This window comes from Rhodococcus sp. 7Tela_A2, from assembly GCF_049311045.1.
Taxonomy (GTDB): domain Bacteria; phylum Actinomycetota; class Actinomycetes; order Mycobacteriales; family Mycobacteriaceae; genus Rhodococcus.
Window position 1 is genome coordinate 1 of the sequence record NZ_JAXION010000074.1, and the last position, 21,491, is coordinate 21,491.

19 protein-coding genes are annotated in these 21,491 nt (G+C 68.5%); 7 read left to right on the forward strand and 12 right to left on the reverse strand.

Annotation, left to right across the window (positions count from 1 at the left end; genetic code table 11):
* Positions 1-185: 185 nt before the first annotated feature.
* The 5 genes from TVH25_RS14390 to TVH25_RS14410 form a co-directional block, all read right to left on the reverse strand.
* Positions 186-1,175, reverse strand: coding sequence for an MBL fold metallo-hydrolase (locus TVH25_RS14390; protein ID WP_169622489.1), 990 nt, complete (start codon positions 1,173-1,175; stop codon positions 186-188).
* Between the two features lie 52 nt (positions 1,176-1,227).
* Positions 1,228-2,358: a 3'(2'),5'-bisphosphate nucleotidase CysQ gene (locus tag TVH25_RS14395; protein ID WP_422424563.1), complete on the reverse strand. Its 1,131-nt coding sequence runs from the start codon at positions 2,356-2,358 to the stop codon at positions 1,228-1,230.
* The gene (gene cysC / locus TVH25_RS14400; protein ID WP_422424564.1) at positions 2,355-4,193 is read right to left on the reverse strand and encodes an adenylyl-sulfate kinase; all 1,839 of its coding nucleotides are present in this window, start codon (positions 4,191-4,193) and stop codon (positions 2,355-2,357) included. The genes TVH25_RS14395 and cysC overlap by 4 nt, the downstream gene beginning before the upstream one ends.
* Positions 4,193-5,149, reverse strand: coding sequence for a sulfate adenylyltransferase subunit CysD (cysD, locus tag TVH25_RS14405; RefSeq protein ID WP_169622486.1), 957 nt, complete (start codon positions 5,147-5,149; stop codon positions 4,193-4,195). Before cysD ends, cysC begins: the two co-directional genes overlap by 1 nt.
* 127 nt (positions 5,150-5,276) lie before the next feature.
* Positions 5,277-6,215, reverse strand: coding sequence for a helix-turn-helix domain-containing protein (locus tag TVH25_RS14410; protein WP_422424566.1), 939 nt, complete (start codon positions 6,213-6,215; stop codon positions 5,277-5,279).
* An 82-nt stretch (positions 6,216-6,297) separates the two neighbouring features.
* On the opposite strand from TVH25_RS14410, the gene TVH25_RS14415 reads away from it, so the two are divergent.
* The 4 genes from TVH25_RS14415 (at position 6,298) to TVH25_RS14430 (ending at position 10,012) form a co-directional block, all read left to right on the forward strand.
* Positions 6,298-7,464, forward strand: a complete 1,167-nt coding sequence (locus TVH25_RS14415; RefSeq protein ID WP_422424567.1) for a hypothetical protein — start codon at positions 6,298-6,300, stop codon at positions 7,462-7,464.
* Positions 7,461-8,249, forward strand: coding sequence for an SDR family oxidoreductase (locus TVH25_RS14420; protein WP_422424569.1), 789 nt, complete (start codon positions 7,461-7,463; stop codon positions 8,247-8,249). Before TVH25_RS14415 ends, TVH25_RS14420 begins: the two co-directional genes overlap by 4 nt.
* Positions 8,250-8,261: 12 nt before the next feature.
* Complete coding sequence (locus TVH25_RS14425; RefSeq protein ID WP_422424571.1) at positions 8,262-9,410, forward strand: sulfotransferase family protein; 1,149 nt, start codon at positions 8,262-8,264, stop codon at positions 9,408-9,410.
* Positions 9,411-9,484: 74 nt separating this feature from the next.
* Entirely contained in the window at positions 9,485-10,012 is a 528-nt protein-coding gene (locus TVH25_RS14430; protein ID WP_169622481.1) for a MarR family winged helix-turn-helix transcriptional regulator, read from the forward strand.
* A 77-nt stretch (positions 10,013-10,089) separates the two neighbouring features.
* Here the strand turns inward: TVH25_RS14430 and TVH25_RS14435 are convergent, their stop codons facing one another.
* From TVH25_RS14435 to TVH25_RS14455, 5 genes are read right to left on the reverse strand one after another with little or no spacing between them, the layout of a single operon-like run.
* Positions 10,090-10,866 (reverse strand): enoyl-CoA hydratase, encoded by a 777-nt coding sequence (locus tag TVH25_RS14435; protein WP_296551477.1) that lies wholly within the window; start codon positions 10,864-10,866, stop codon positions 10,090-10,092.
* Positions 10,863-11,771, reverse strand: coding sequence for a 3-hydroxyisobutyrate dehydrogenase (gene mmsB, locus TVH25_RS14440; RefSeq protein WP_169622479.1), 909 nt, complete (start codon positions 11,769-11,771; stop codon positions 10,863-10,865). Before mmsB ends, TVH25_RS14435 begins: the two co-directional genes overlap by 4 nt.
* Entirely contained in the window at positions 11,768-12,832 is a 1,065-nt protein-coding gene (locus tag TVH25_RS14445) for an enoyl-CoA hydratase/isomerase family protein (protein ID WP_422424574.1), read from the reverse strand. The genes mmsB and TVH25_RS14445 overlap by 4 nt, the downstream gene beginning before the upstream one ends.
* Entirely contained in the window at positions 12,829-13,983 is a 1,155-nt protein-coding gene (locus tag TVH25_RS14450; protein WP_169622477.1) for an isobutyryl-CoA dehydrogenase, read from the reverse strand. The genes TVH25_RS14445 and TVH25_RS14450 overlap by 4 nt, the downstream gene beginning before the upstream one ends.
* A gap of 11 nt (positions 13,984-13,994) precedes the next feature.
* Positions 13,995-15,527 (reverse strand): CoA-acylating methylmalonate-semialdehyde dehydrogenase, encoded by a 1,533-nt coding sequence (locus TVH25_RS14455; RefSeq protein WP_169622476.1) that lies wholly within the window; start codon positions 15,525-15,527, stop codon positions 13,995-13,997.
* A 133-nt stretch (positions 15,528-15,660) separates the two neighbouring features.
* Here TVH25_RS14455 and TVH25_RS14460 point away from each other — a divergent pair, with 133 nt between their 5' ends.
* From TVH25_RS14460 to TVH25_RS14470, 3 genes are read left to right on the forward strand one after another with little or no spacing between them, the layout of a single operon-like run.
* Positions 15,661-15,996: a DUF6412 domain-containing protein gene (locus TVH25_RS14460; protein WP_169652698.1), complete on the forward strand. Its 336-nt coding sequence runs from the start codon at positions 15,661-15,663 to the stop codon at positions 15,994-15,996.
* Positions 15,997-16,050: 54 nt separating this feature from the next.
* Positions 16,051-16,719, forward strand: a complete 669-nt coding sequence (locus TVH25_RS14465) for an ABC transporter ATP-binding protein (RefSeq protein ID WP_422424577.1) — start codon at positions 16,051-16,053, stop codon at positions 16,717-16,719.
* Positions 16,710-18,101 carry a DUF6297 family protein gene (locus tag TVH25_RS14470; RefSeq protein ID WP_422424579.1) on the forward strand — a complete coding sequence of 464 codons (1,392 nt, stop codon included), beginning with the start codon at positions 16,710-16,712 and terminating at the stop codon, positions 18,099-18,101. The genes TVH25_RS14465 and TVH25_RS14470 overlap by 10 nt, the downstream gene beginning before the upstream one ends.
* A 28-nt stretch (positions 18,102-18,129) precedes the next feature.
* Here TVH25_RS14470 and TVH25_RS14475 read toward each other — a convergent pair whose 3' ends face one another.
* A complete protein-coding gene (locus tag TVH25_RS14475) occupies positions 18,130-18,852 on the reverse strand; it encodes an SWIM zinc finger family protein (protein WP_169622473.1) in 723 nt (240 codons plus the stop codon).
* Positions 18,852-21,398: a DEAD/DEAH box helicase gene (locus tag TVH25_RS14480; RefSeq protein ID WP_422424581.1), complete on the reverse strand. Its 2,547-nt coding sequence runs from the start codon at positions 21,396-21,398 to the stop codon at positions 18,852-18,854. Before TVH25_RS14480 ends, TVH25_RS14475 begins: the two co-directional genes overlap by 1 nt.
* Between the last annotated feature and the right edge of the window lie 93 nt (positions 21,399-21,491).

Genomic DNA, 21,491 nt, shown 5'->3' on the forward strand with positions numbered 1-21,491 from the left:
CCCACGAGGGAATACTCGAAGACCAGGGCCGCAACCCCATCGACTACTTCGGTACGAAAGGTGTCGCCGCCGGCGACGTGCTCCAGGACGCGGGGGCGGGGGCCCGCCCCGAGCACCCCCCCCCCCCCGGGGGGGGGCCCGGGGGGGGGCCGGCGTCGTTCTGCTGCCGGGTGGCGGCGTGTTCGTCAGGCGCGCGCGAACCGGGCCGGTTCGGTGCCGGGCAGTCGGCGGACCCGGCCTCGCTCGATGAGCTGCCGCACGTGTGCGGACCCTTCCGCGAGTGCCATCTTCTTGCCCTGCATGGGCGTCTCGTCCCACGGGCGGTACCAGCGCATCCTCGACGTGGCCTCCCAGAGCGTGAGTTCTTCGTCGCCGAACGCGTCGTAGAGGTCGTCGAGGCGCTGGTCGTGGTGCGCGATGAGTTCCCCGGCCCGGCGGGGCAGATCGTCGATCTCCTGACGGTGCGCGGGCAGGGTCCGCCGGACGGGCAGTGTCGACACGGCCCGCAGCGAGTCCAGATACTCGCCGAGCGCGTCGCGCTCCGGGAGCGGGAAGTCGAATTCACCGACGTGCGGGGTGGTGGTGGCCAGCACATGGTCTCCGCTGAACAGCACTCCGTGGTCCTCGAGAAGGAAACACGCGTGGCCGGCCGTGTGCCCCGGAGTCAGGACGGTGCGCAACGAGCGGCCCGCCAGGGGGATCACCTCGTCCGCCGCGAGTTTGCGGTCGGGAAGGATGTCCGGACGGCCGGGCGGGTAGACCGCCGTTTCCCTGTGCCGTTCGATCTCGGGTTCGGGCGCCCCGGCGCGGCGCAGCAATTCCGCCTCCTCCGCGCTCCGGTCGGCTCCGGAGGTCATCGCCTCGAGGTGCGCGAAATCGGCCTCGTTCATGGCGACCCAACACCCCGACGCCTCACGGATTCTGCCGGTGAGGCCCACGTGATCGGGGTGGAAGTGGGTGACCACCACGCCTTCGACGTCGGTCACCGACAACCCGGCGACCGCCAGCCCGGCCTGCAGGGCCGCCCAGGACCTGTCGTCGTCCCATCCGACGTCCACGAGGACCACTCCGCCAGGCGATTCCATCACGTAGACCTGGGTGTCTCCGACGGGCAGGTCTGCCACCGGGACCGGTACGACATGTATGCCGTCTCCGATATCGCGCGCTTCGGTCATCCGTGATTCCTCCCAAAGAAGTGTGACTTCCGATCGAAGCTACACAAAAGGTTCAACTATTTTGAGGAAGGGGTTCGATGATCGCCACGATCGAGCGGATCTCCCCCGCCGGAATCTCGAAGTGCTCGGTGACCGACACGGACGTCTCGGACGTCGGACCCGCTGCGACATCGAGCACGAAGCGTGCGACGACGCTGTGGTGCCACTCGTGGAACTGCAGGTCGCGCACCCTCCGAATGGGCAGGTACTCGGCGCCGTGTTCGAGTCGGTGACGGATCTCCGCGCCGCTGTCGCCGGTGCGCTGCCCGTTCTCCACCCGCCACGCATCTGCCGCGAGACGCACGTCGGTGGCGTCGTGCCGGATGAGGGACCGGATGTACGCACGGGCCATCGCCACCCGCGGGCTCTCCCCGGGCGCGGTGGCATGCTCGGCGAGAGCAGCCATCACGGCCGGCGCCCAGTCGGCGCGACAGATCACCAGGTCGGGCAGGTATGGGTGCGGGCGGTTGTATTCCAGTGCGCTCCCGTCGATCCGGGCACAGTGCAGGCCCGCGGCCTGTGCGACCGCGACCGGTGCCGCCGAGTCCCATTCCCACTGGCCGCCCGCGTGGATATAGGCGTCGGCCTCTCCACGGACCACCGCCATCGCCTTCGCGCCGGCCGACCCCATCCGGATCAGGTCCGCACCGAGGTCGCGTGCGAGGTCGAACACGAACGCGGGTGGCCTGCTTCCGCTGATGACGATGCGGGGGCGTCGGCGCATCGGTCGCGGTGCCGGCGCCGCATCGTCGGTGCCGTGTACGACGCCGATGGCCGGTTGTGCGACCGCTCCCGCGGTGAGCCCCTTACCGGCTTCCCACAGTGCGACGTGCACCGCCCAGTCGCTGTGGCCGGGCATACCGTATTCCTTCGAGCCGTCCAGGGGGTCGACGATCCAGACGCGGTCCGCGTCCACCCGGGACGGATCGTCGGCGGATTCCTCGGAGAGCACCGCATCCCCCGGACGCGCCGCGGCGAGCCGCTCGAGGATGTAGGTGTCGGCGGCGTGGTCGCCGCGACGGCCCAGCTCACGACCACCGAGGGCATCGCCCTCGATCGCGCGCACGGTCAACAACAATTCTCCTGCGCCTGAGGCAATCTCGGCAGCGAGCCGGGCGTCTTCGTGGTGGGCGTCGTCGGTCATGCCGTCAACAATTGCACGACGAGCGCTGCCTGGGCTGTCGCGGTGCCGTCATCGGGGCGCAGGACCAGCTCCGGGGCACGGGGCGGTTCGTACGGGTCGTCGATTCCGGTGAACCCGGTCAGCTCCCCCGCCCGGGCGCGCGCGTACATGCCTTTCGGGTCGCGGGCTTCGCATTCCGCCAGCGGTGTATCGACGAACACCTCGACGAACGGAATGCCGGCGTCCTCGTGCTGCTGCCGGATGCGTTCGCGGTCGGCGCGGTACGGACTGATGAGCGCACAGATCGCGACCAGGCCGGCGTCGGCCATCATCTGGGCGACCGCTCCTACGCGGCGGACGTTCTCCGCCCGGTCGGCCGGGCCGAACCCGAGATCGGAATTGAGTCCGTGCCGGAGGTTGTCACCGTCGAGGCGGTAGGCGGGGATGCCCTGCGCGATCAGGCGGCGCTCGAGTTCGACGGCCACCGTGGACTTGCCCGACGCGGACAGCCCGGTGAGCCACACGGTCGCACCCGATCGTCCCCGGTCGGCGCGCGCGACTTCCGCCGAGTGCCACACCACCCCGGCCTCACCGAGAGTCGGGCCGGTGATCATCCCGGCTGCGACGGTGTTGCCGGTCCTGTCGTCGACGAGTACGAAACTGCCGGTGGTCCGGTTGCGCCGGTACGGGTCGAACAACAAGGGTTGCTGCGTTCGCAGTTGCACCCGCCCGATGTCGTTGAGAGCCAGGGAAGTGGCTGTCTCGTCGCGGTGCAGGGTATCGACGTCGAGCCGGTAGTCCAGACGCACCACCCGCGCGGTGACGGACCGGGTGGTGTGCAGCAGGACGTAGCGGGCGTCCGGGTCCAGCGCGGCGCGGTCGTCGAGCCAGCACACCATCGCGTCTATCTCGTGTCCGGCGAGTGGCCGGTTGTTGGGCCTGCACAGCATGTCCCCGCGGCCCACATCGAGGTCGTCCTCGAGGTCGATGCACACCGCGGCGCCCGCATACGCGTGATCGAGCGCGGTGCCGCCCGGTCCCCAGATGTTGCGCACGTGCGTGCCGAAGCCGGAGGGAAGCACCACGACTTCGTCTCCGGGCGCGAATCCGCCGCCCGCGACGGTCCCGGCGTATCCGCGGAAGCCGGGGCGATCGCCGCTGTGTGCCGGCCGGATCACGTACTGCACGGGCAGGCGCGCATCGATGAGATTGGTGTCGGACGCGACGTGCACCTGTTCGAGGTGGTGCAACAGCGAAGTTCCCTCGTACCACGGCATGTTCGCCGTCCGGGACACGACGTTGTCCCCGTGCAGCGCGGAGACGGGAACGAACGTGAGATCGGGAATGTCGAGTTTTGTCGCGAACTGCCGGAATTCGTCGCACAGTTCGTCGTACCGCTGCTGCGACCAGTCCACCAGGTCCATCTTGTTGATGCACAGGACCACGTGGCGCACGCCGAGCAGACCGGCGAGGAAGGCATGGCGGCGCGTCTGGCGGACGATGCCGTTGCGGGCGTCGACGAGGACGAGCGCGAGATCCGCGGTGGACGCGCCGGTGACCATGTTCCGGGTGTACTGCTCGTGGCCCGGAGTGTCGGCGATGACGAACGTCCGGTTCGCCGTGGCGAAGTATCGGTAGGCCACGTCGATCGTGATGCCCTGCTCCCGTTCCGCCCGCAGGCCGTCGGTGAGCAGCGACAGGTCGGCGCGGTCGGCACCGCGGTCGTGACTGGTGCGGGTCACCGCGTCGAGCTGGTCTTCGAACACCGACTTCGAGTCGAACAGGAGCCGTCCGATCAGCGTGGATTTGCCGTCGTCGACGCTGCCGGCGGTGGCGATGCGCAGCGGACCCGGCATCAGAAGTAACCCTCTTTCTTCCGGTCTTCCATTCCGGCTTCGGAGATGCGGTCGTCGGCGCGGGTCGCGCCTCGCTCGGTGACGCGGCTCGCCGCGACTTCGGTGACCACCTCGTCGGCCGTGGTGGCCGCGGATTCGACGCATCCGGTGCAGGTCGCATCGCCCACCGTCCGGAATCGCACCAGGGTGTCGCGGGGGGTTTCGCCGGGCAGCAGGGTGAGGAAACGGGTGTGCGCGAGCAGCATTCCGTCTCGCTCGACCACCGGACGCCGGTGGGCGTAGTACAGGGACGGCAGGTCGACGCGCTCGTCCCGGATGTATCGCCAGATGTCGAGTTCGGTCCAGTTCGACAGCGGGAAGACCCGGACATGCTCGCCCACGCGGTGCCGGCCGTTGTAGAGGTGCCACAGTTCGGGGCGCTGGGCCTTCGGGTCCCACTGCCCGAACTCGTCGCGCAGGCTGAAGACGCGTTCTTTGGCGCGCGCCTTCTCCTCGTCGCGGCGGGCGCCGCCGAACACGGCGTCGAATCCTCCGTCCCTCAACGCCCGCAGAAGAGTTCCGGTCTGCAGCCGGTTACGACTCGCGCGGGGCCCGTCGTCCTCCACGGCCCGTCCGGCATCGAGATCATCCTGGACCGAGGCGGTCACCAGGCGAACTCCCTGGTGCGCGACCGTCCGGTCGCGGAACTCGATCACCTCGTCGAAGTTGTGTCCGGTGTCGATGTGCAGGACGGGGAACGGCGGCGGCGCCGGCCAGAACGCCTTCGTCGCGAGGTGGAGCATCACCGCGGAGTCCTTGCCGCCGGAGAACAACAGCACGGGTCGCGCGAAGGTCGCGGCGACCTCGCGGAAGATGTGCACGGACTCGGCTTCGAGCGCGCCGAGCAGGCTGAGCTCGTAGGAGGGATCCCGACGTGCACCGTCCCGGGATGGTCGTCGTGGCGGCACCGTCGTCATCGTGCGCTCCCAGCCCGGAGTTCTCGGTCCATATTTGTACCGAGTCGGTCGAAAAGGACTGCCACAGAATAGAACGAGTTTCAATTCCGGGTCAACGCCCCGATCTCGCTGTCGACGCCCGATCTCGCTACGGACGCCGGCCCCCGAGGTCCACCGTGACGGCCTCGGCGGCTCTCAGCAATGCCGATCCGCATCGCTCGACCTCCGCGCGGTCGACCTCCCGTTCGAGATGAAGTGCCAGCACGAGCGACTGATGACCGTCCGGGTCGAAGGCGGGCGCGGCGATCAGGTTGACGGGATGTGTGCGGTCCGTGTCCAGATCGGCGGGCAGCAGCACTCGTTCGCCCGGACTCGACACCAGTTCTGCGAGCATCTCCCGCAGATCGGGGGCCAGGTCGTGTGACACCACGCCGGCCATCAGCGCGTAGAGGCGCCGGCCGCCGCGGGTGAGCGACTCGACGAGATAGCCGGTGCGGCGGCACTCCTCGATCACGCGCCGCAGGTGTGCGCGATCGACGGACACCGGCAGGGTCGGTTCGCGACGCAGCCACCGCTCGATACGTTCGTCGGTATCCCACAGCACGTACATGAGCCCGACCGGCGGCGCGAAGGGGTAGACCTCCCCCACGCGGGCGGCCGCGGCGGCGCCGGCTCCCCCGACCACGTCGAGGATCGCGATCCGGTCGCCGACCACCGCCGACGCAGTACACATCACACCGAACTCCGAGCTCAGAGCAGCCAAGTGGCGGTGTGCGACCGGTCCCGACGCGACCCCGCGCTGCGCGGCGCGGCCCGCGACGATCAGCGCCGGGCCGAGGCCGTAGGACTTGTCGGCCGGGTCACGGATGAGGTAGCCCGCGTCGGTGAGTGCGGTGAGGATGCCCAGGCAGGTGGGTTTGCTCAGCCCGAGTTCGCGCGCCAGCTCCGACAGTCCGAACCTGAGACCCGGCCGGGCGACGAGATGGTCGAGGACCTGCACGACACGCTCGGTGGGCGGCGAGCGTCGACCGGCACCCGGCAGGGGCACTCCGATCCCCGCTTCGCCGCTGTCACTGCGACGAACCATTGACCCCTCCCTGGAACACGTTCTATCGTCGGCGCACCGGAGACTACCGCAGCGGTACATATATGGACCACAGGAGATCGACGTGCTCACCGATCCACTCACCGCGGCGATAGCCGAGGCCGAAAAAATCGTCGCCACCGCCCCGCACATCCGTACCGAGGCCGACCTCACCGAGGGCTACGGCTACCTGGCCGGAGGGATCGCCGCGTGTGTCCACGCCACGTGGGCGTACAGCAGCACCCATCCCGTGTTCGTCACCGGCACCGGCCCGTACGCGAAGATGGGCCTCGACAACCCGGACACGCTGTACTGGGGTGCGGTGGTGCGCGACAACGCCGAATACGTCGTCACCGGACGTCGCGGCACCACGTGCGACCTCAGTTTCCAGGTTCTTGCCGGCAACTACACCGACGCCGCGGTACCCGGCAACGTCACCGCCTTCGACGACCGCGCCCTGCGCATCGAGGACGACGGCAGTTTCGAAGTCCGGTTCGGGCCCGGGCCACGCGATCCCGACCGCAACTACTTCACGCTCGCGCCGGGATCGTCCCAGCTCGTTGTCCGGGAGGTCTACAGCGACTGGACGCAGCGACGCGGCACCCTGCGCATCGACCGCCTCGACACCCTCGGCACGGCACCTCCCGAGCTCACCCGCCAGGACGCGGTGACACGGTACGAGCGTGCCGGTCGCGCCCTCGTCTCGCGAGTGAAGACGTGGCTGCAGTTCCCCGAGTGGTTCTACCTGAAGCTTCCGGTCAACACCGTCACCGAACCGCGGCGGACACCGGGCGGGCTCGACACCCAGTACTCGTCGGTGGGTCATTTCGACCTGGCCGACGACGAAGCAATGGTACTCACCCTGCCCGCGACCGACGCACCGTATCTGGGCTTCCAGATCGGAAGCCTCTGGTACATCTCGCTGGAGTACACCCATCACCAGACATCGCTGAACAACACTCAGGCACAGGTCGATCCGGACGGGATGGTCCGGATCGTGGTGTCGGCCCGCAATCCCGGCCTCACCAACTGGGTGGAAACCCTCGGGCGCAGCCGCGGCATCCTGCAGTTCCGCTGGCAACGGCTCGATCGCGAGCTTTCTTCTGCGGACGGACCGGTGGCACAGGTCGTCCCGTTCGACGAACTCCCCGGCGCGCTGCCGTTCCACGAGTCGAACCGCATCACCCCCGAGGACTGGGCCGCGCGCATCGGGGCACGCCAGGCTGCCGTCGCCGATCGGATGCTCGGATGAGCGCCGCCGGCTTGTTGGAGGATCGCGTCGTCGTCATCTCCGGTGTGGGGCCCGGCCTGGGCGCCACCCTCGCCCTGCGATGTGCGTCGCACGGTGCCGACGTCGTCCTTGCCGCCCGCACCCGGGAACGGCTCGAGAAGGTGGCTGCGGAAGTCGAGGCGCTGGGACGTCGCGCGCTGCCGGTACCGACCGACATCACCGACGACGATTCCGTCTCGGAACTGGTCGACGCGGCGGAGGGCGAGTTCGGTCGCGTCGATACTCTCGTCAACAACGCATTCTCCGTTCCGTCGATGAAGCCGTTGGCGAACACCGATTTCCAGCAGATCCGAGACAGCGTGGAGCTGACCGTGCTCGCTGCGCTGCGGCTGACCCGCTCGTTCACGCCCGCGCTCACCGAATCGGACGGTTCGGTCGTCAACATCAACTCGATGGTCCTGCGTCATTCCCAAGAGCGTTACGGCAGTTACAAACTCGCGAAGTCGGCGCTGCTGGCGATGTCGCAGTCCCTCGCCACCGAACTCGGGCCGCACGGCGTACGGGTCAACTCTGTTGCCCCGGGATACATTTGGGGACCAACCCTTCGAGGGTACTTCGAGCACCAGGCCGGGAAGTACGGCACCACCGTCGAGCAGATCTACGAGCACACCGCCGCGGCCTCCGACCTGCGGCGCCTGCCGACCACCGAGGAGATCGCGGACACGGTGATCTTCCTGGCGTCACCGATGGCGTCGGCGATCACCGGGCAGTGCATCGACGTCAACTGCGGCGAATACCACCACTGAACGGGATACGAGATGAGCGAACGCACCACCGTGGGCACCACCGAGGACCTGCATGCCTCGGCGACGCGCATGACGGGACTGACGGATTTCGGCGGGGACGAGTACCTCGAGGCACTCGAGATACTGCTCGAGTCGTACGCGCGGGACGAAACACTCACCCCGCTCGGCAGCAAGATGTCGCGGGTGTTCCTTCGTGGTGCGCTGGTCGCGCGTCTGCTCTCGGAAGCCGCCTGGGCGCAGCATCCCGAGCACCGGGACGTTCCGGTCACCCGACCCATCTTCGTCACCGGTCTGCCTCGCACCGGCACCACCGCATTGCACCGCCTCCTGGCGGCCGACCCGGCGCATCAGGGCCTCGAGATGTGGCTCACCGAGATGCCCCAGCCCCGGCCGCCTCGTGAGAGCTGGGAACAGAACCCGGTATTCGCGGGGATCGAGGCCGGCTTCGCCCAGCACCACGTGGAGCATCCCGAGTTCATGGGTGTGCACTACATGTCGGCCGGGGAGGTGGAGGAATGCTGGCAGCTGCTCCGTCAGTCGTTCCGGTCGATCTCGTACGAATGCCTCGCGAATCTGCCGACGTACTCGCGCTGGCTCGCCGGGCAGGACTGGACCGGCGCCTACGCCCGGCACCGCAAGAACCTCCAGCTCATCGGGCTTCCCGACGCGGACAAGCGCTGGGTCCTCAAGAATCCGAGTCACCTGTTCGCGCTCGACGAACTCCTCACCGTCTACCCGGACGCACTGATCGTGGTGACACACCGCGACCCCCGGACGGTGATTCCTTCCGTGTGCAGCCTCGCGGCGCACGCCACCGAGGGATGGTCCGAGGCCTTCACCGGTGAGACGATCGGCCGCAGTCAGCTCGACCTGTGGGCACGCGGTTTCGACGACTTCACCCGGGCACGCGCCCGTCACGATCCCGCCCGATTCGTCGATGTCGACTACCGGGATTTCGTGGCGGACCCGTTGGGCAGCGTGGGCGCCCTGTACGACCGGTTCGGCATCCCGTTCACCGCCGGCGCCGAACGCGCGATGGCATCGCTGCACGACGAGAGTCGCAACGGGGCCCGGAAACCCGCCCATCAGTACACACTCGAGGAGTTCGGGTTGTCGGTGCAGGACGTCGACGAGCGATTCCCCTCGTATGCGTACCGCTGAGCCTGTTGCACAAAGCCGAGCGGCCCCCGGTGTGCCCGATCTACCTGCGCGTTCCCGCATGGGATGATGGACACATGCCCGCACCGCTTCCCCTCGACCCCATCGCCGAAGCCCACCGTCAATGGGTGGCCCACGGCTGGGGCGAAGTCGCGGACGGCATGGCCGCGGTGACCTCGGTGATGCGTGCGCAGCAGATCATGATGGCCCGTGTCGAAGAGGTCCTCAAACCGTTCGGTCTGACCTTCGCCCGGTACGAACTGCTGACGCTGCTGCATTTCACGAAGGCCGGGGCTCTCCCCATGGCGAAGGCCAGTGCGCGTCTGCAGGTGCACCCGACGAGCGTGACCAACGCGGTCGACCGACTCGAGGCCGCGAGTCTCGTGCGACGCACCCCGCACCCGAGCGACCGGCGCGCAACGCTCATCGAACTCACCGACCACGGTCGCGCGCTCGCGATAGAGGCCACCGAAAAACTCAACACCGAAGTGTTCGCGCGTCCCGGGATCCCGTCCGAACAGATCGACACGCTGCTGAGCATCCTCGCGACGATGCGTCACGACGCAGGAGATTTCGACACCGGGGGCACGCCCTCGAAGTGGTGAGCACCGGACGGCCGTGCTACACGAGAAACGCCGCCTCTTCCTCGGGGAAGGGGCGGCGTCGTCGTTCTCGCTGCGAACTAGGCGTGCTTGAAATCGGGCGTGCGCTTTTCCACGAAAGCCGCCATGCCTTCCTTCTGGTCGGCGGTCGCGAACGTCGAATGGAACACGCGCCGTTCGAATCTCACGCCTTCGGCGAGGGTCGTCTCGAACGACCGGTTCACCGCCTCCTTCGCCATGATCACGGCGGGCAGCGACATCGACGCGATGGTCGTGGCAGCGTCGAGAGCGACATCGAGCAGTTCGTCGGCGGGGACGACCCGCGAGACGAGCCCGGCGCGCTCGGCTTCCTCCGCGTCCATGTTGCGTCCGGTCAGGCACATGTCCATCGCTTTGGCCTTGCCCACCGCGCGCGTCAGACGCTGCGAGCCGCCGATGCCGGGAATGACACCGAGCTTGATCTCGGGCTGGCCGAACTTGGCGGTGTCGGAGGCAATGATGAAGTCGCACAACATCGCCAGCTCGCAACCGCCGCCGAGTGCGTAACCCGACACGGCCGCGATGATCGGGGTGCGAGCGGACGACAGCCGGTCCCACTCCGAGAAGAAGTCCTCGGCGTACACCTCGGAGAAGGTCTTGGGCGCCATCTCCTTGATGTCGGCGCCGGCCGCGAAGGCCCGCTCCGACCCGGTGAGCAGAATCGCCCCGATCTCACGGTCGGCGTCGAGTTCTTCGACCGCCGCGACCACTTCGCGCATCAACTGGCTGTTGAGTGCGTTGAGCGCCTTGGGCCGGTTGAGCGTGATGACGCCGACGCGGCCTTTGCGCTCGAGCAGGATGGTCTCGAAATCGGTCACTTGCTGTCCTCTGCGTTCGAGCGGTCACGAATGTCGTTGATGATGGCGGAGAAATCGAGCCCGCCACCACCACCGGTGTTGAACCGATGATAGAGCTCGGCGGCACGGAGGCCGAGTTCGGCCTCGACCCCGTTGGAGCGCACCGCGTTCGACGCCAGACCGAGATCCTTGTCCATCAGGGCAGCGGCGAAGCCCGGCTGGTAGTCGTTGTTGGCCGGGGTCGTAGGCACCGGGCCGGGAACCGGACAGTTGCTCGTCAGTGCCCAGCACTGGCCCGAGGCGTTGGACGCCACGTCGAACAGCGCCTGATTCTCGAGTCCCAGTTTCTCGCCGAGCACGAACGCCTCACTGATCGCGATCATCGAGACGCCGAGAATCATGTTGTTGCAGATCTTCGCAGCCTGGCCGTTGCCCGACCCGCCGCAGTGCACCACCTTGCGGCCCATCACGTCGAGGAGCGGCTGCGCGGCTGCGAAGTCCTCCTCGGTTCCTCCGACCATGAAGGCCAGCGTGCCCGCGGCGGCACCGGCCACACCGCCCGACACCGGGGCGTCGATCGCACGATGACCGGCGGCCTGTGCACGACCGGCGGCGTCGCGTGCATCGGCCACGTCGATCGTGGAGCTGTCGACGAAGAGCGTGTCGGGCTTTGCGGCTCCGAGGATTTCGTCGTACAGATCGAGGACGAGCGTGCCGTTGGGCAGCATGGTGATCACGACATCGGCAGCGGGGACGGCCTCGAGTGCGGACCCGACGACGGTGATGCCGTTCTTCGCTGCTTCCTCCTGCGCGGCGGGCACCGGGTCGTACCCGGTCACCGAGTACCCCGCCTTCGCGAGGTTCGCGGCCATCGGCCCACCCATGTGGCCGAGACCGAGGAAGGCGACGTTGGGGAGTTCACTCATCGGTCGTTCTCCTTCGGAGCGGCGAGCCCGAGTTCGAGGTCGCCGAGCGGCTGGAAGTATGCGTCGACGTCGGAAGCGGTGACGTCGGCGAGGGTCGCGGGCGACCAGTGCGGAGTGCGGTCCTTGTCGACCACCTGGGCACGGATGCCTTCGACGAGGTCGTGCGACGTCAGGGAGGCGGACGACACCCGGAATTCCTCGTTCAGTACCTCTTCGAGGCTGCCGAGTTGGCGTGCGTGACGAAGCGAACGCAACGTGACCTTCAGAGCAACCGGGGATTTTCCGAGGATCTGCTCGGCGGCGGTGCGAGCCTCGGGAACATCACTGCTGCGCAGGCGTTCGACGATCTCCTCGACGGTGTCCGCGGAATATGCGGCGTCGATCCAGTCGCGTTGCGCGAGCAGCGCCGAATCCGGTGCCGGCTGGGAGTATTCGGCGAGCGCGTCGTCGACCGAACCCGTCTCGAGTGCTGCGACGAACTTGTCGAGGGCGTCGGATGGCACGTAGTGGTCCGCGAAGCCGAGCGCGATGGCGTCGCCTGCCTTCATCCGGCCCGTCGTCAGCGCGATGTGGGTGCCGATCTCGCCGGGTGTCCGAGAGAGCAGGTAGGTCCCTCCCACGTCGGGAATGAACCCGATACCGGTCTCCGGCATCGCGATCGTCGAGCGTTCGGTGACGATCCGGACGTTGCCGTGTGCGGACACCCCGACGCCGCCACCCATCACGATGCCGTCCATGATCGCCACGTACGGCTTGGCGTAACGGCCGATGGCGGCGTTGAGGATGTACTCGTCGCGCCAGAACTCCTGGGAGCCGGTGCCGCCGTCACGTGCGTCGTGATAGATCGACACGATGTCGCCGCCGGCGCACAGTCCTCGCTCCCCCGCGCCACGAAGGACAACGGCGCGGACCGAGTCGTCGGATTCCCACGCCGAGAGCGTCTCCGCCATCGCACGCACCATGTCGTGGTTGAGCGCGTTGATCGCCTTGGGTCGGTTGAGGGTGATGCGTCCCAGTCCGTTCTTCGCCTCGACGAGGACCTCGGGTTCGTGCCCGGTCATTGCGCTCCGTTCTGCGCCGCGGCCACCACGCTGCGCGCGACGACCACCCGCATGATCTCGTTCGTTCCTTCGAGGATCTGATGCACGCGCAGGTCGCGCACGATCTTCTCGATCCCGTACTCGGCCAGGTAACCGTATCCACCGTGGAGTTGCAGCGCATCGTTCGCAACCTCGAACCCGGCGTCGGTGGCGAAGCGCTTGGCCATCGCGCACAGCTCCACGACATCCGGGGCACCGGTGTCGAGGGCGTCGGCGGCCCGCCACAGCAGTGTTCGTGCCGCTTCGAGTTCGGTACGCATGTCCGCGAGCCGGAACTGCAGCGCCTGCGAGTCGAGCAACCGGTCACCGAACGCCTTGCGTTCGGCGAGGTAGGCGACCGTCCGGTCCAGCGCGGCCTGGCCGCCGCCCACGGAACACGCGGCGATGTTGAGGCGGCCGCCGTTGAGGCCGTGCATGGCGATACGGAATCCGCCGCCCTCCGTGCCGAGGAGATTCGCGGCCGGCACGCGCACGCCGTCCAGGATCACCTGGCGGGTGGGTTGCGCGTTCCAGCCCATCTTCTTCTCGTTGGCACCGAACGACAGGCCCGGCGTGTCCTTGGGGACGATGAACGCCGAGATGCCGCGCGCACCGGTGTCGCCGGTGCGGGCCATCACCACGTACACGTCGGATGTTCCTGCGCCGGAGATGAACTGCTTGACTCCGGTGAGCACGTAGTCGTCACCGTCGCGCACCGCTTTGGTGCTGAGCGCGGCGGCGTCCGAGCCGGCGCCCGGCTCCGTGAGGCAGTAGCTACCGAGATGTTCCATCGAGGTCAGCTTCGGCACCCAGCGGTGGCGCTGGTCGTCGTCGCCGAACTTGTCGATCATCCACGTCACCATGTTGTGGATCGAGATGTACGCGGCGATGGACGGGCACCCCGTGGCGAGTTCCTCGAAGATGCGGACGGAGTCGAGGCGGCGAAGCCCCGATCCGCCCACGTCCTCGCGGACGTAGATTCCGCCCATGCCGAGCGCTGCGGCTTTGCGGAGCACGTCGACCGGGAAATGCTTGTTCTGGTCCCATTCCACCGCGTGGGGTGCCAGATACTCGGAGGCGAAGTCGCGGGCGGTGTCGCGAATCGCCTTGTCGTCGTCGGAGAGGGTGAACATCGGCGTACCGCCTAGTTCATCGTCGGGATGACGAAGTGATCGGTGTCCGCGACGTGAGCGCCCTCGATATCGCCTTCCTTGACACCGGACGGCCAGCGCTGCGTGACGGTCTTGGTCTTGGTGTAGAAGCGGAATGCGTCCGCCCCGTGCTGGTTGAGGTCGCCGAAGCCCGACGCCTTCCAGCCACCGAAGGTGTAGTACGCGATCGGAACCGGGATGGGAACGTTCACGCCCACCATGCCGACCTGGACGCGGGTCGTGAAGTCGCGGGCTGTGTCACCGTCCCGGGTGAAGATCGCGACGCCGTTGCCGTACTCGTGCTCGGACGGCAGTCGCAGTGCCTCCTCGTAGTCGCGTGCGCGCACGACGGTGAGCACGGGACCGAAGATCTCTTCCTTGTAGATCGACATGTCGGTGGTGACCCGGTCGAAGAGGGTCGCGCCGGAGAAGAAGCCACCCTCGTTGCCCTCGAGCACGAAACCGCGGCCGTCGACGACGAGTTCGGCGCCTTCCTCGACGCCCTGGGCGATGTAGTTGTGGACACGGTCGCGGGCGGCGGCCGTCACGAGCGGACCGAAGTCGGCTTTCTCGTCGAAGCTCGTCCCGATACGCAGTTCGGCGATGCGCTCCTGGAGCTTGGCCACGAGCCGGTCGGCGGTCTCCTCACCGACGGGGACGGCAACCGACAGTGCCATGCAGCGCTCGCCGGCCGAGCCGAATGCGGCACCGACGAGCGCGTCCGCGACCTGGTCGAGGTCGGCGTCGGGCATGATCACCGCGTGGTTCTTCGCGCCGCCGAAGCACTGGGCGCGCTTGCCGTTCTTCGCGGCGGTCTCGTAGATGTACTGGGCGATCGGGGTCGACCCGACGAATCCGAGGGCCTTGACCCGGGGATCCTCGAGCAGCACGTCGACGGCTTCCTTGTCGCCGTTGACGACGTTGAACACGCCGGCGGGCAGTCCGGCTTCGAGGAAGAGTTCGGCCAGGCGCAGCGGCACCGAGGGATCGCGCTCGGAGGGCTTGAGGACGAAGGCGTTGCCGGACACGAGCGCCGGAGCGGCTTTCCACAGCGGAATCATGGCCGGGAAGTTGAACGGGGTGATGCCCGCGACCACACCGAGCGGCTGGCGCATCGAGTACACGTCGATGCCGGTACCGGCCGATTCGGTGAACTCGCCCTTGAGCAGGTGCGGAGCGCCGAGCGCCACTTCCACGACCTCGAGGCCGCGCTGGATGTCGCCCTTTGCGTCGGGGATCGTCTTGCCGTGCTCGCTCGACAGCAACCGGGCGAGGTCGTCCATGTTGTCCTGGGCGAGTTGCAGGAAGCGCATCAGTACGCGAGCCCGCTTCTGCGGGTTCCACGCCGCCCATTCCTTCTGTGCGATTTCGGCGTCGGCGATCACGTTCTCGACTTCGGCGCGCGTGGCGAGCGGAACACGCGCCTGGACTTCGCCGGTGTTGGGGTCGAAGACGTCGGCGAAACGGCCGGATGTGCCGGAGACGTGCTTGCCGCCGACGAAGTGGGTCAGTTCTCGAATGCTCATGCGCGAACCCGTCCTTTGCTCGATAGTGGTGGCTGCGTCGTGGCAGCCGTGAAGAACCCGAAGTCTTCGCTCATCCTATAGTTGGAAGTCCATGTATGTCCAGGGTCACACCCCGTCCGCTACGCTCCGCATCATGACCCGCACGCGGAGGAACAGCACCGATGTGCTCGGGTTCTTGCTGCTGTGGGCGCTGGTCTCGCTACTCGCGTTCTCTCCCGCCGTCCCGGGCGACACGCTCGGCTCGCTACTGGCCGGTGTTCTCGTCACCCTCGTCGTGGTCGCCGCACTCACCGTCCGGCGCACCGACGATCTGTTGTTCGGACTGTCCCGCACACCTCGCGGGCCCACCGTGGCGGAACAACGGCTGCGCGGCGCGTTCCGGCGGCAATCACGTCCCGATGCCCCTGGGCGCCCGCGTCCGCGAGCGCCCGGCCCCGGTGCAGGGGCCGCGACGTCTCGTTTCGCCTGACCGGTCCCTGCTTCCTCGCGACCACACCCCTCACGAGGAAAACCGGGAGTCCCTGTGCCCAGATCATCCCAACGCGCCTCGGCACGGCGCGACAGCCACGTTCTCTCCGTCCGCGACGCGGAACGCCGGTTCGGCGACCTGCTCGTGTTCACCGCCGTCGATGTCGACGTGGCCGCGGGGACATGCTGCGCAGTCACCGGCTCGAACGGCGCCGGGAAATCCACTCTGCTGCGGTGCCTGGTGGGCGCCGACCGTCTCGATCGAGGCACTGTCACGATCGACGGTTCCGCGGCCGACGAATCCTCACCCGCCCAGCGCGCAGCGGTCGCATCCGTCCTGGGCGACGTCGCCACGTTCGCGCATCTGACGGCCCACGAGCATCTGCAACTCGTCGCCCTCGCGCACGGAATGCCCGACCCTGCAGGTGTGGCGAGCCGAACGCTGTGCGACGTCGGCCTTGCGGGCGCGTCCGATCAACTGCCGGTCACCTTGTCCAGCGGTCAGCGCCACCGCTTGGCGCTGGCATCGGCCTTCGTCCGTCCTCGGCGGTTGCTCGTGCTCGACGAACCCGAACACCATCTCGATGCCGCCGGACGAGCATGGCTCGCCGGGCGGATCGCCGACGAGAAGACTCGCGGTTGCGCGGTCGTCCTTGCCTCGCACGATCCGGACCTGGTGGCAGCCGTCGCCGACGACACCGTGGACGCCGACTCGTGGCGCTGACCGAACGGGCTCCGGCGATCGTCGGCGCCCGCGCGCTCCGGAGAGCGAGGCGGAGGTTCGGCCGTGTTCACGCGCCCCGTACCGATCGGGCCGGCATCGTGGTGCTGTCGGCGCTGGGTGCCTATGTCGCTTCGGGGCTCGCGTGGTGGTGCGCCACTCGTCCGCCGACCTCCCTGATCGGGTCGCTCCACACCACGGCCGGTCGTAACTGGGATGCAGCGTCCTGGAACCCGGGCTGGGCCTGGGTGGTGGGCGCAGCCGTGCTCGTCGCGGGCATCGCGGTCGCACGCGCGCTCGGACCTCTGACCGCGAGCGCCGAACGCGCGTTCTGGTTGTTGTCCACCCCGGTGGACCGGGCGTCGATGCTCCATCCCGGCGTCGTGACGGTGTTCGCCGCCGGAGCGGGCGCGGGGGCGGCCGGTGGACGGCTGGCTGCGTTCGCCGGAACGGTCGAGCCGTGGCTACCCCTGACCGCGTGCGGGGCGGTGATCGGGCTCGGCATGGCCGCCCTCGCGCTCCTCGTCCAAGCGCGGGTCCTGCCAACTCGCACGCTGCCGGCGGTGCAGATCCTCACCGCCGCACTGGGAGGAGCAGTCGCGGCGGTGTGCGCGACGGGAACAGTGGTACCGGTGTTCGCGACCTGGCCTCCGGCGGCAGTCCTCGCGGTGCCCGCCCTGGCGATGTGTTGCGCCGCCCTTCTCCGCTGCGGCCGCATCACGGCGGCGGAGTTGAACGAACGCGCCGAGATCACCGCGGCAGCCCGAACCTCCCTGATCGGCCTGGACCCGACGCTCGTCGTCGGCGTCCACGACGCAGCCGCCTGGAAACGTGTCGCCGCCCAGCGCTCACGGGCGTTACCGCCCGGCCGGACTCGCGCACTCGTCCGCGCCGACCTGCTCCGGAATCTGCGCCGTCCGTCACCGTTCGCCGCGACCGCCGTCGCCGTCTGCGCTGCCTGGGCGCTGGGCGCGACGACACAGCCGGTCGTGGCGGGCTGGGTGCAACTGTCGGCCGTGTACGCCGCGACTCTGGTGTTCAGCACCGGATTACGCGACCTGGCGAGCAAGCCGGACCTGCGAGCGATGCTCGGCGCTGCCGATCGTGCCCTGTACCGGCCGCTGATGGTGGTTCCGGCGTGCGCCGCCGCTGCGGTGACGGCGATGACGGCGGCGACGACGGGGTGGTCGCCGTCCGTGTCCGCGATCGTCGCTGCGGGAGCCTGCGTCGCGGTCTACCGGCTGCGGACCCGCCCCGCCACCGCATACGACGGACTCGTGCTCGAGACCGCCGTCGGCCAGGTACCCGTCGACCTGATCCGGCAGTGGATGCGTGGGCCGGACGGTCTTGTCGCTGCGGGACTTCTTCTGGCACTGATTCTTTGAGTACGCGCCGGCGATCCCGGTACCGCCTTCAGCGCAATCGGCGGTACAGGTCCTCGAGGTCGGTCATCGCACGGATGACGACGGCTTCGTCGGTGCCCCCCGCCCGCAACGCGCGGCGGAGCAGCATCGGGTCGAGGTCTTCGATCGCAGGCCGGAACCGTTCCGTGGGCAGATCGGGGAGTTCGGTGTCTTCGCCGTAGAAGTCAGCGGTGTCGGTGGCGACGGCGGCGTCGACACCTCCGATCAGCGTCGTCAGATCCACTCCGCGCAGGGTGAGTACGTCCAGCGGCTTCTCGTCGACGTGTTCGGCAAGCAGGTACGCGACCGCTGCGGCGTGCTTACAGGGCCAGCCGTCGTCGGGGCAGGTGCAATCGAAGTCCAGCTCCCCCGCGCGCCGCGGAAGCAGGAGGGAACCCAGCTCTTCGGGGAGCACTCCTCCGGCCAGTCGCGCCAGCATGCCCGGGGAAGCCCGGACCTCCCGGATCAGTTCGTCGATCGCGTCGTCGTCGAGCCGGCGCACGGTCACCGTCGAGGTGAACGGGCGCAACTGACTGCCCTGGACCTCTCCTACCGCTGCACCGGGCTCGATGCGCATCGAGACCACCTGCCCGGAACGCGCGTACGCGCGCCCCCGCGTCAGCCGGGCCTTGTCGGCCACCTGTTCCATGGTCGAGATCAGTTCCTTCGACCACCAGCTACGGCCGATCGCACCGCGTTTGGTGCGGGTCTCGACCCTGTTGCCGAGCGCCATCAGTCACCCACCGCTTCATCGCCGAGGGACAGCAGGGACTGCAACTGGTCGGTGGACAGCTCGGTGATCCAGTTCTCTCCCACCCCGATCGCGAGATCGGCCAGTTCCTGCTTCCCGGTGAGCATTTCGTCGATTCGTTCCTCCACGGTGCCGACGCACACGAGTTTGCGCACCTGCACGTTCCGCTGCTGGCCGATGCGAAATGCGCGGTCGGTGGCCTGGTTCTCCACCGCCGGGTTCCACCACCGGTCCAGATGCACGACGTGATTGGCGGCCGTCAGGTTCAGCCCGGTGCCGCCCGCCTTGAGGGAGAGCAACATGATCGGCGGACCGTCGTCCCCTTGGAACCGGGCGACCATGTCGTCGCGCTTCGACTTGGTCACGCCCCCGTGCAGGAACGGCACCGTCGTCGCGAACCGTTCGGCGAGGTACGGTGCCACGAGTTCACCGAACTCGCGGAACTGCGTGAACAGCAGGACTTTCTCGCCTTCGGCCAGCACCGATTCCACGATGTCCTCGACCAGTCCGAGTTTTCCGGAGCGGTGCCGGCCGCGCCGCAGCACGGGCGACCCGTCACCGAGGTAGTGCGCCGGATGGTTGCACACCTGCTTGAGTCTGGTCAGCGCCGCGAGGACGGCGCCCTTGCGCGCCATGCCTTCCTTGTCGCGAATCTTGCGCATCATGTCGTCGACCACCGCGCGGTAGAGAGCAGCCTGCTCGGCCGTGAGATTGGCCCGGACCGTTTGCTCGAACTTCTCGGGAAGATCGGAGATCACGTCGGGGTCCGTCTTGACGCGCCGCAACACGAACGGCGCAGACAGCGCGCGTAGTCGCGCGGCCGCCACCGGGTCGTGGTCGCGTTCGATGGGTACCGCGAATCTCGCGCGGAACGAGGCGGCGCTGCCGAGCAACCTCGGGTTCGCGAAATCGAGAATCGAGCGGAGTTCTTCGAGGCGATTCTCCACGGGGGTGCCGGTGAGAGCGATGCGATGCGCCGCCGGGATGGCGCGGGTGGCCCGGGACTGCGCGGTCGCCGTATTCTTCACGTGCTGAGCCTCGTCGAGAACGACACGGCGCCAAGGCAGTTCGGCAAGCTGCGCGACATCGCGGGCGGCGATTGCGTAGGTGGTCACGACCAATTCGGCGCCGGCCACAGCCGCCGCGAGGGCTTCTCCCCGCAGTCGCTGTGCGCCGTGGTGAACGTAGACACGCAGGTCCGGGACGAATCGCTCGGCCTCGCGCTGCCAGTTTCCCACCACCGACATCGGGCACACGAGCAGTGTCGGAGCGCCCGCGGTTCCGGCCTCGCGTTCGTGCGCGAGCAGAGCGAGCACCTGCACGGTCTTGCCGAGCCCCATGTCGTCGGCGAGGACCGCGCCGAGTCCCAGCCGGCTCATGAACGCGAGCCACTCGAGACCGCGCTGCTGGTACGGGCGCAGTTCTGCCACCAGTCCGGCCGGCGGTGCGATCTCCTCGGGCTGAGCCTGGCCGTCGAGCAACGTCTCGACCCAGCCGGACGCGGCGATGTCGGTGACCTCGACCGGTGGGGCGTCCTCCCCGGTGAACTGTGCGAACAGCGATCCCAGCGTGGCGTCGCGTTCGGAATGCGCCGTGACGTAGCGCGCGGCCTGCGCGAGTGCCTCGGCGTCGGCCCGCACCCACTTGCCACGCAGCTTGACCAGGTCGCTGTTCGCGGCGACCAGTTCCTCCATCTCGGTGCGGGTGAGCAGCATGTCGCCGACCGCGAGTTGCCACTCGTACGACACGATCGCGCTCATCCCCACGACGCTGTCGTCGGCACTCACGGGCGCGACCGGCGAGTCGACCTGCAGCCGCAACGACGGATCGACCGTCGCCCAGGCCCGCGGCAGCAGAAGGGCGACGCCCGCCGCCTGCAACGCACGCGCGCCGTGCTCGACGAGGTCGATGACCACCGGGGTGGGCAGCAGCAGGTCGAGGGTATCGACGTCGCGCGGCACGTCCTGGAGTCTCGGGTAGGCGGTGATCGCGGCGCCGAGCTTGCGGATGGCGATCTGCAGAAGGTGCGGATCGGTGCCGTCGACGGTGACCGGCACGGGCGCCTGCCCCTCGGAGCGCAGGCAGACTTCCAGCCGCCACAACGCGGCCACACCGATGTCGGTGTCGTCATCGGTGTCCTCGGGTTCGGCCAGACGCAGCACGAGGTCGGGTTCGTACCCGGCGAGGCTGGCGCGCCATTCGTCGAGCGCGTCCGCCATGCGCTGGGTGCCACGGGGGTGCGGACGGCCCTCCGCGAGCGCCGCGACCAGCGGATGCAGCGACGTCGACGAGCCGTGCAGGGCGCGGACGATCGGGTCCGTCAGCTCCTCGCACATGTTGTCGAGCAATGCCGACGGGCGACCGAGCTGACGCTGCACGGGAGGCATCGCGGCGGCGAGTTCGGCAGACCACGCGCGATTCTTCTCCCCGCCGAGCAGTTGCCATCGCGCCCACCACTGCTTTTCGGCGCGGACGAGTTCGGGGGCCACGCGACCTGCCTGCGCCCAGCGTTCGATGCCGCGAGCCACGTGCGCGAGGTAGCGCAGGTCACCCCGCGCCCCCCCCCGGGGGGGGGGGGGGGGGGGGGGGGGGGGGGGGGGGGGGGGGGGGGGGGCCCCCCC

Excerpts from the sequence above, each read along its gene's own strand:
- TVH25_RS14390 (WP_169622489.1), bottom strand. The coding sequence starts at position 1,175 with ATGACCGAAGCGCGCGATATCGGAGACGGCATACATGTCGTACCGGTC.
- TVH25_RS14395 (WP_422424563.1), bottom strand. The coding sequence starts at position 2,358 with ATGACCGACGACGCCCACCACGAAGACGCCCGGCTCGCTGCCGAGATT.
- cysC (WP_422424564.1), bottom strand. The coding sequence starts at position 4,193 with ATGCCGGGTCCGCTGCGCATCGCCACCGCCGGCAGCGTCGACGACGGC.
- cysD (WP_169622486.1), bottom strand. The coding sequence starts at position 5,149 with ATGACGACGGTGCCGCCACGACGACCATCCCGGGACGGTGCACGTCGG.
- TVH25_RS14410 (WP_422424566.1), bottom strand. The coding sequence starts at position 6,215 with ATGGTTCGTCGCAGTGACAGCGGCGAAGCGGGGATCGGAGTGCCCCTG.
- TVH25_RS14420 (WP_422424569.1), top strand. The coding sequence starts at position 7,461 with ATGAGCGCCGCCGGCTTGTTGGAGGATCGCGTCGTCGTCATCTCCGGT.
- TVH25_RS14425 (WP_422424571.1), top strand. The coding sequence starts at position 8,262 with ATGAGCGAACGCACCACCGTGGGCACCACCGAGGACCTGCATGCCTCG.
- TVH25_RS14430 (WP_169622481.1), top strand. The coding sequence starts at position 9,485 with ATGCCCGCACCGCTTCCCCTCGACCCCATCGCCGAAGCCCACCGTCAA.
- mmsB (WP_169622479.1), bottom strand. The coding sequence starts at position 11,771 with ATGAGTGAACTCCCCAACGTCGCCTTCCTCGGTCTCGGCCACATGGGT.
- TVH25_RS14445 (WP_422424574.1), bottom strand. The coding sequence starts at position 12,832 with ATGACCGGGCACGAACCCGAGGTCCTCGTCGAGGCGAAGAACGGACTG.
- TVH25_RS14450 (WP_169622477.1), bottom strand. The coding sequence starts at position 13,983 with ATGTTCACCCTCTCCGACGACGACAAGGCGATTCGCGACACCGCCCGC.
- TVH25_RS14455 (WP_169622476.1), bottom strand. The coding sequence starts at position 15,527 with ATGAGCATTCGAGAACTGACCCACTTCGTCGGCGGCAAGCACGTCTCC.
- TVH25_RS14460 (WP_169652698.1), top strand. The coding sequence starts at position 15,661 with ATGACCCGCACGCGGAGGAACAGCACCGATGTGCTCGGGTTCTTGCTG.
- TVH25_RS14475 (WP_169622473.1), bottom strand. The coding sequence starts at position 18,852 with ATGGCGCTCGGCAACAGGGTCGAGACCCGCACCAAACGCGGTGCGATC.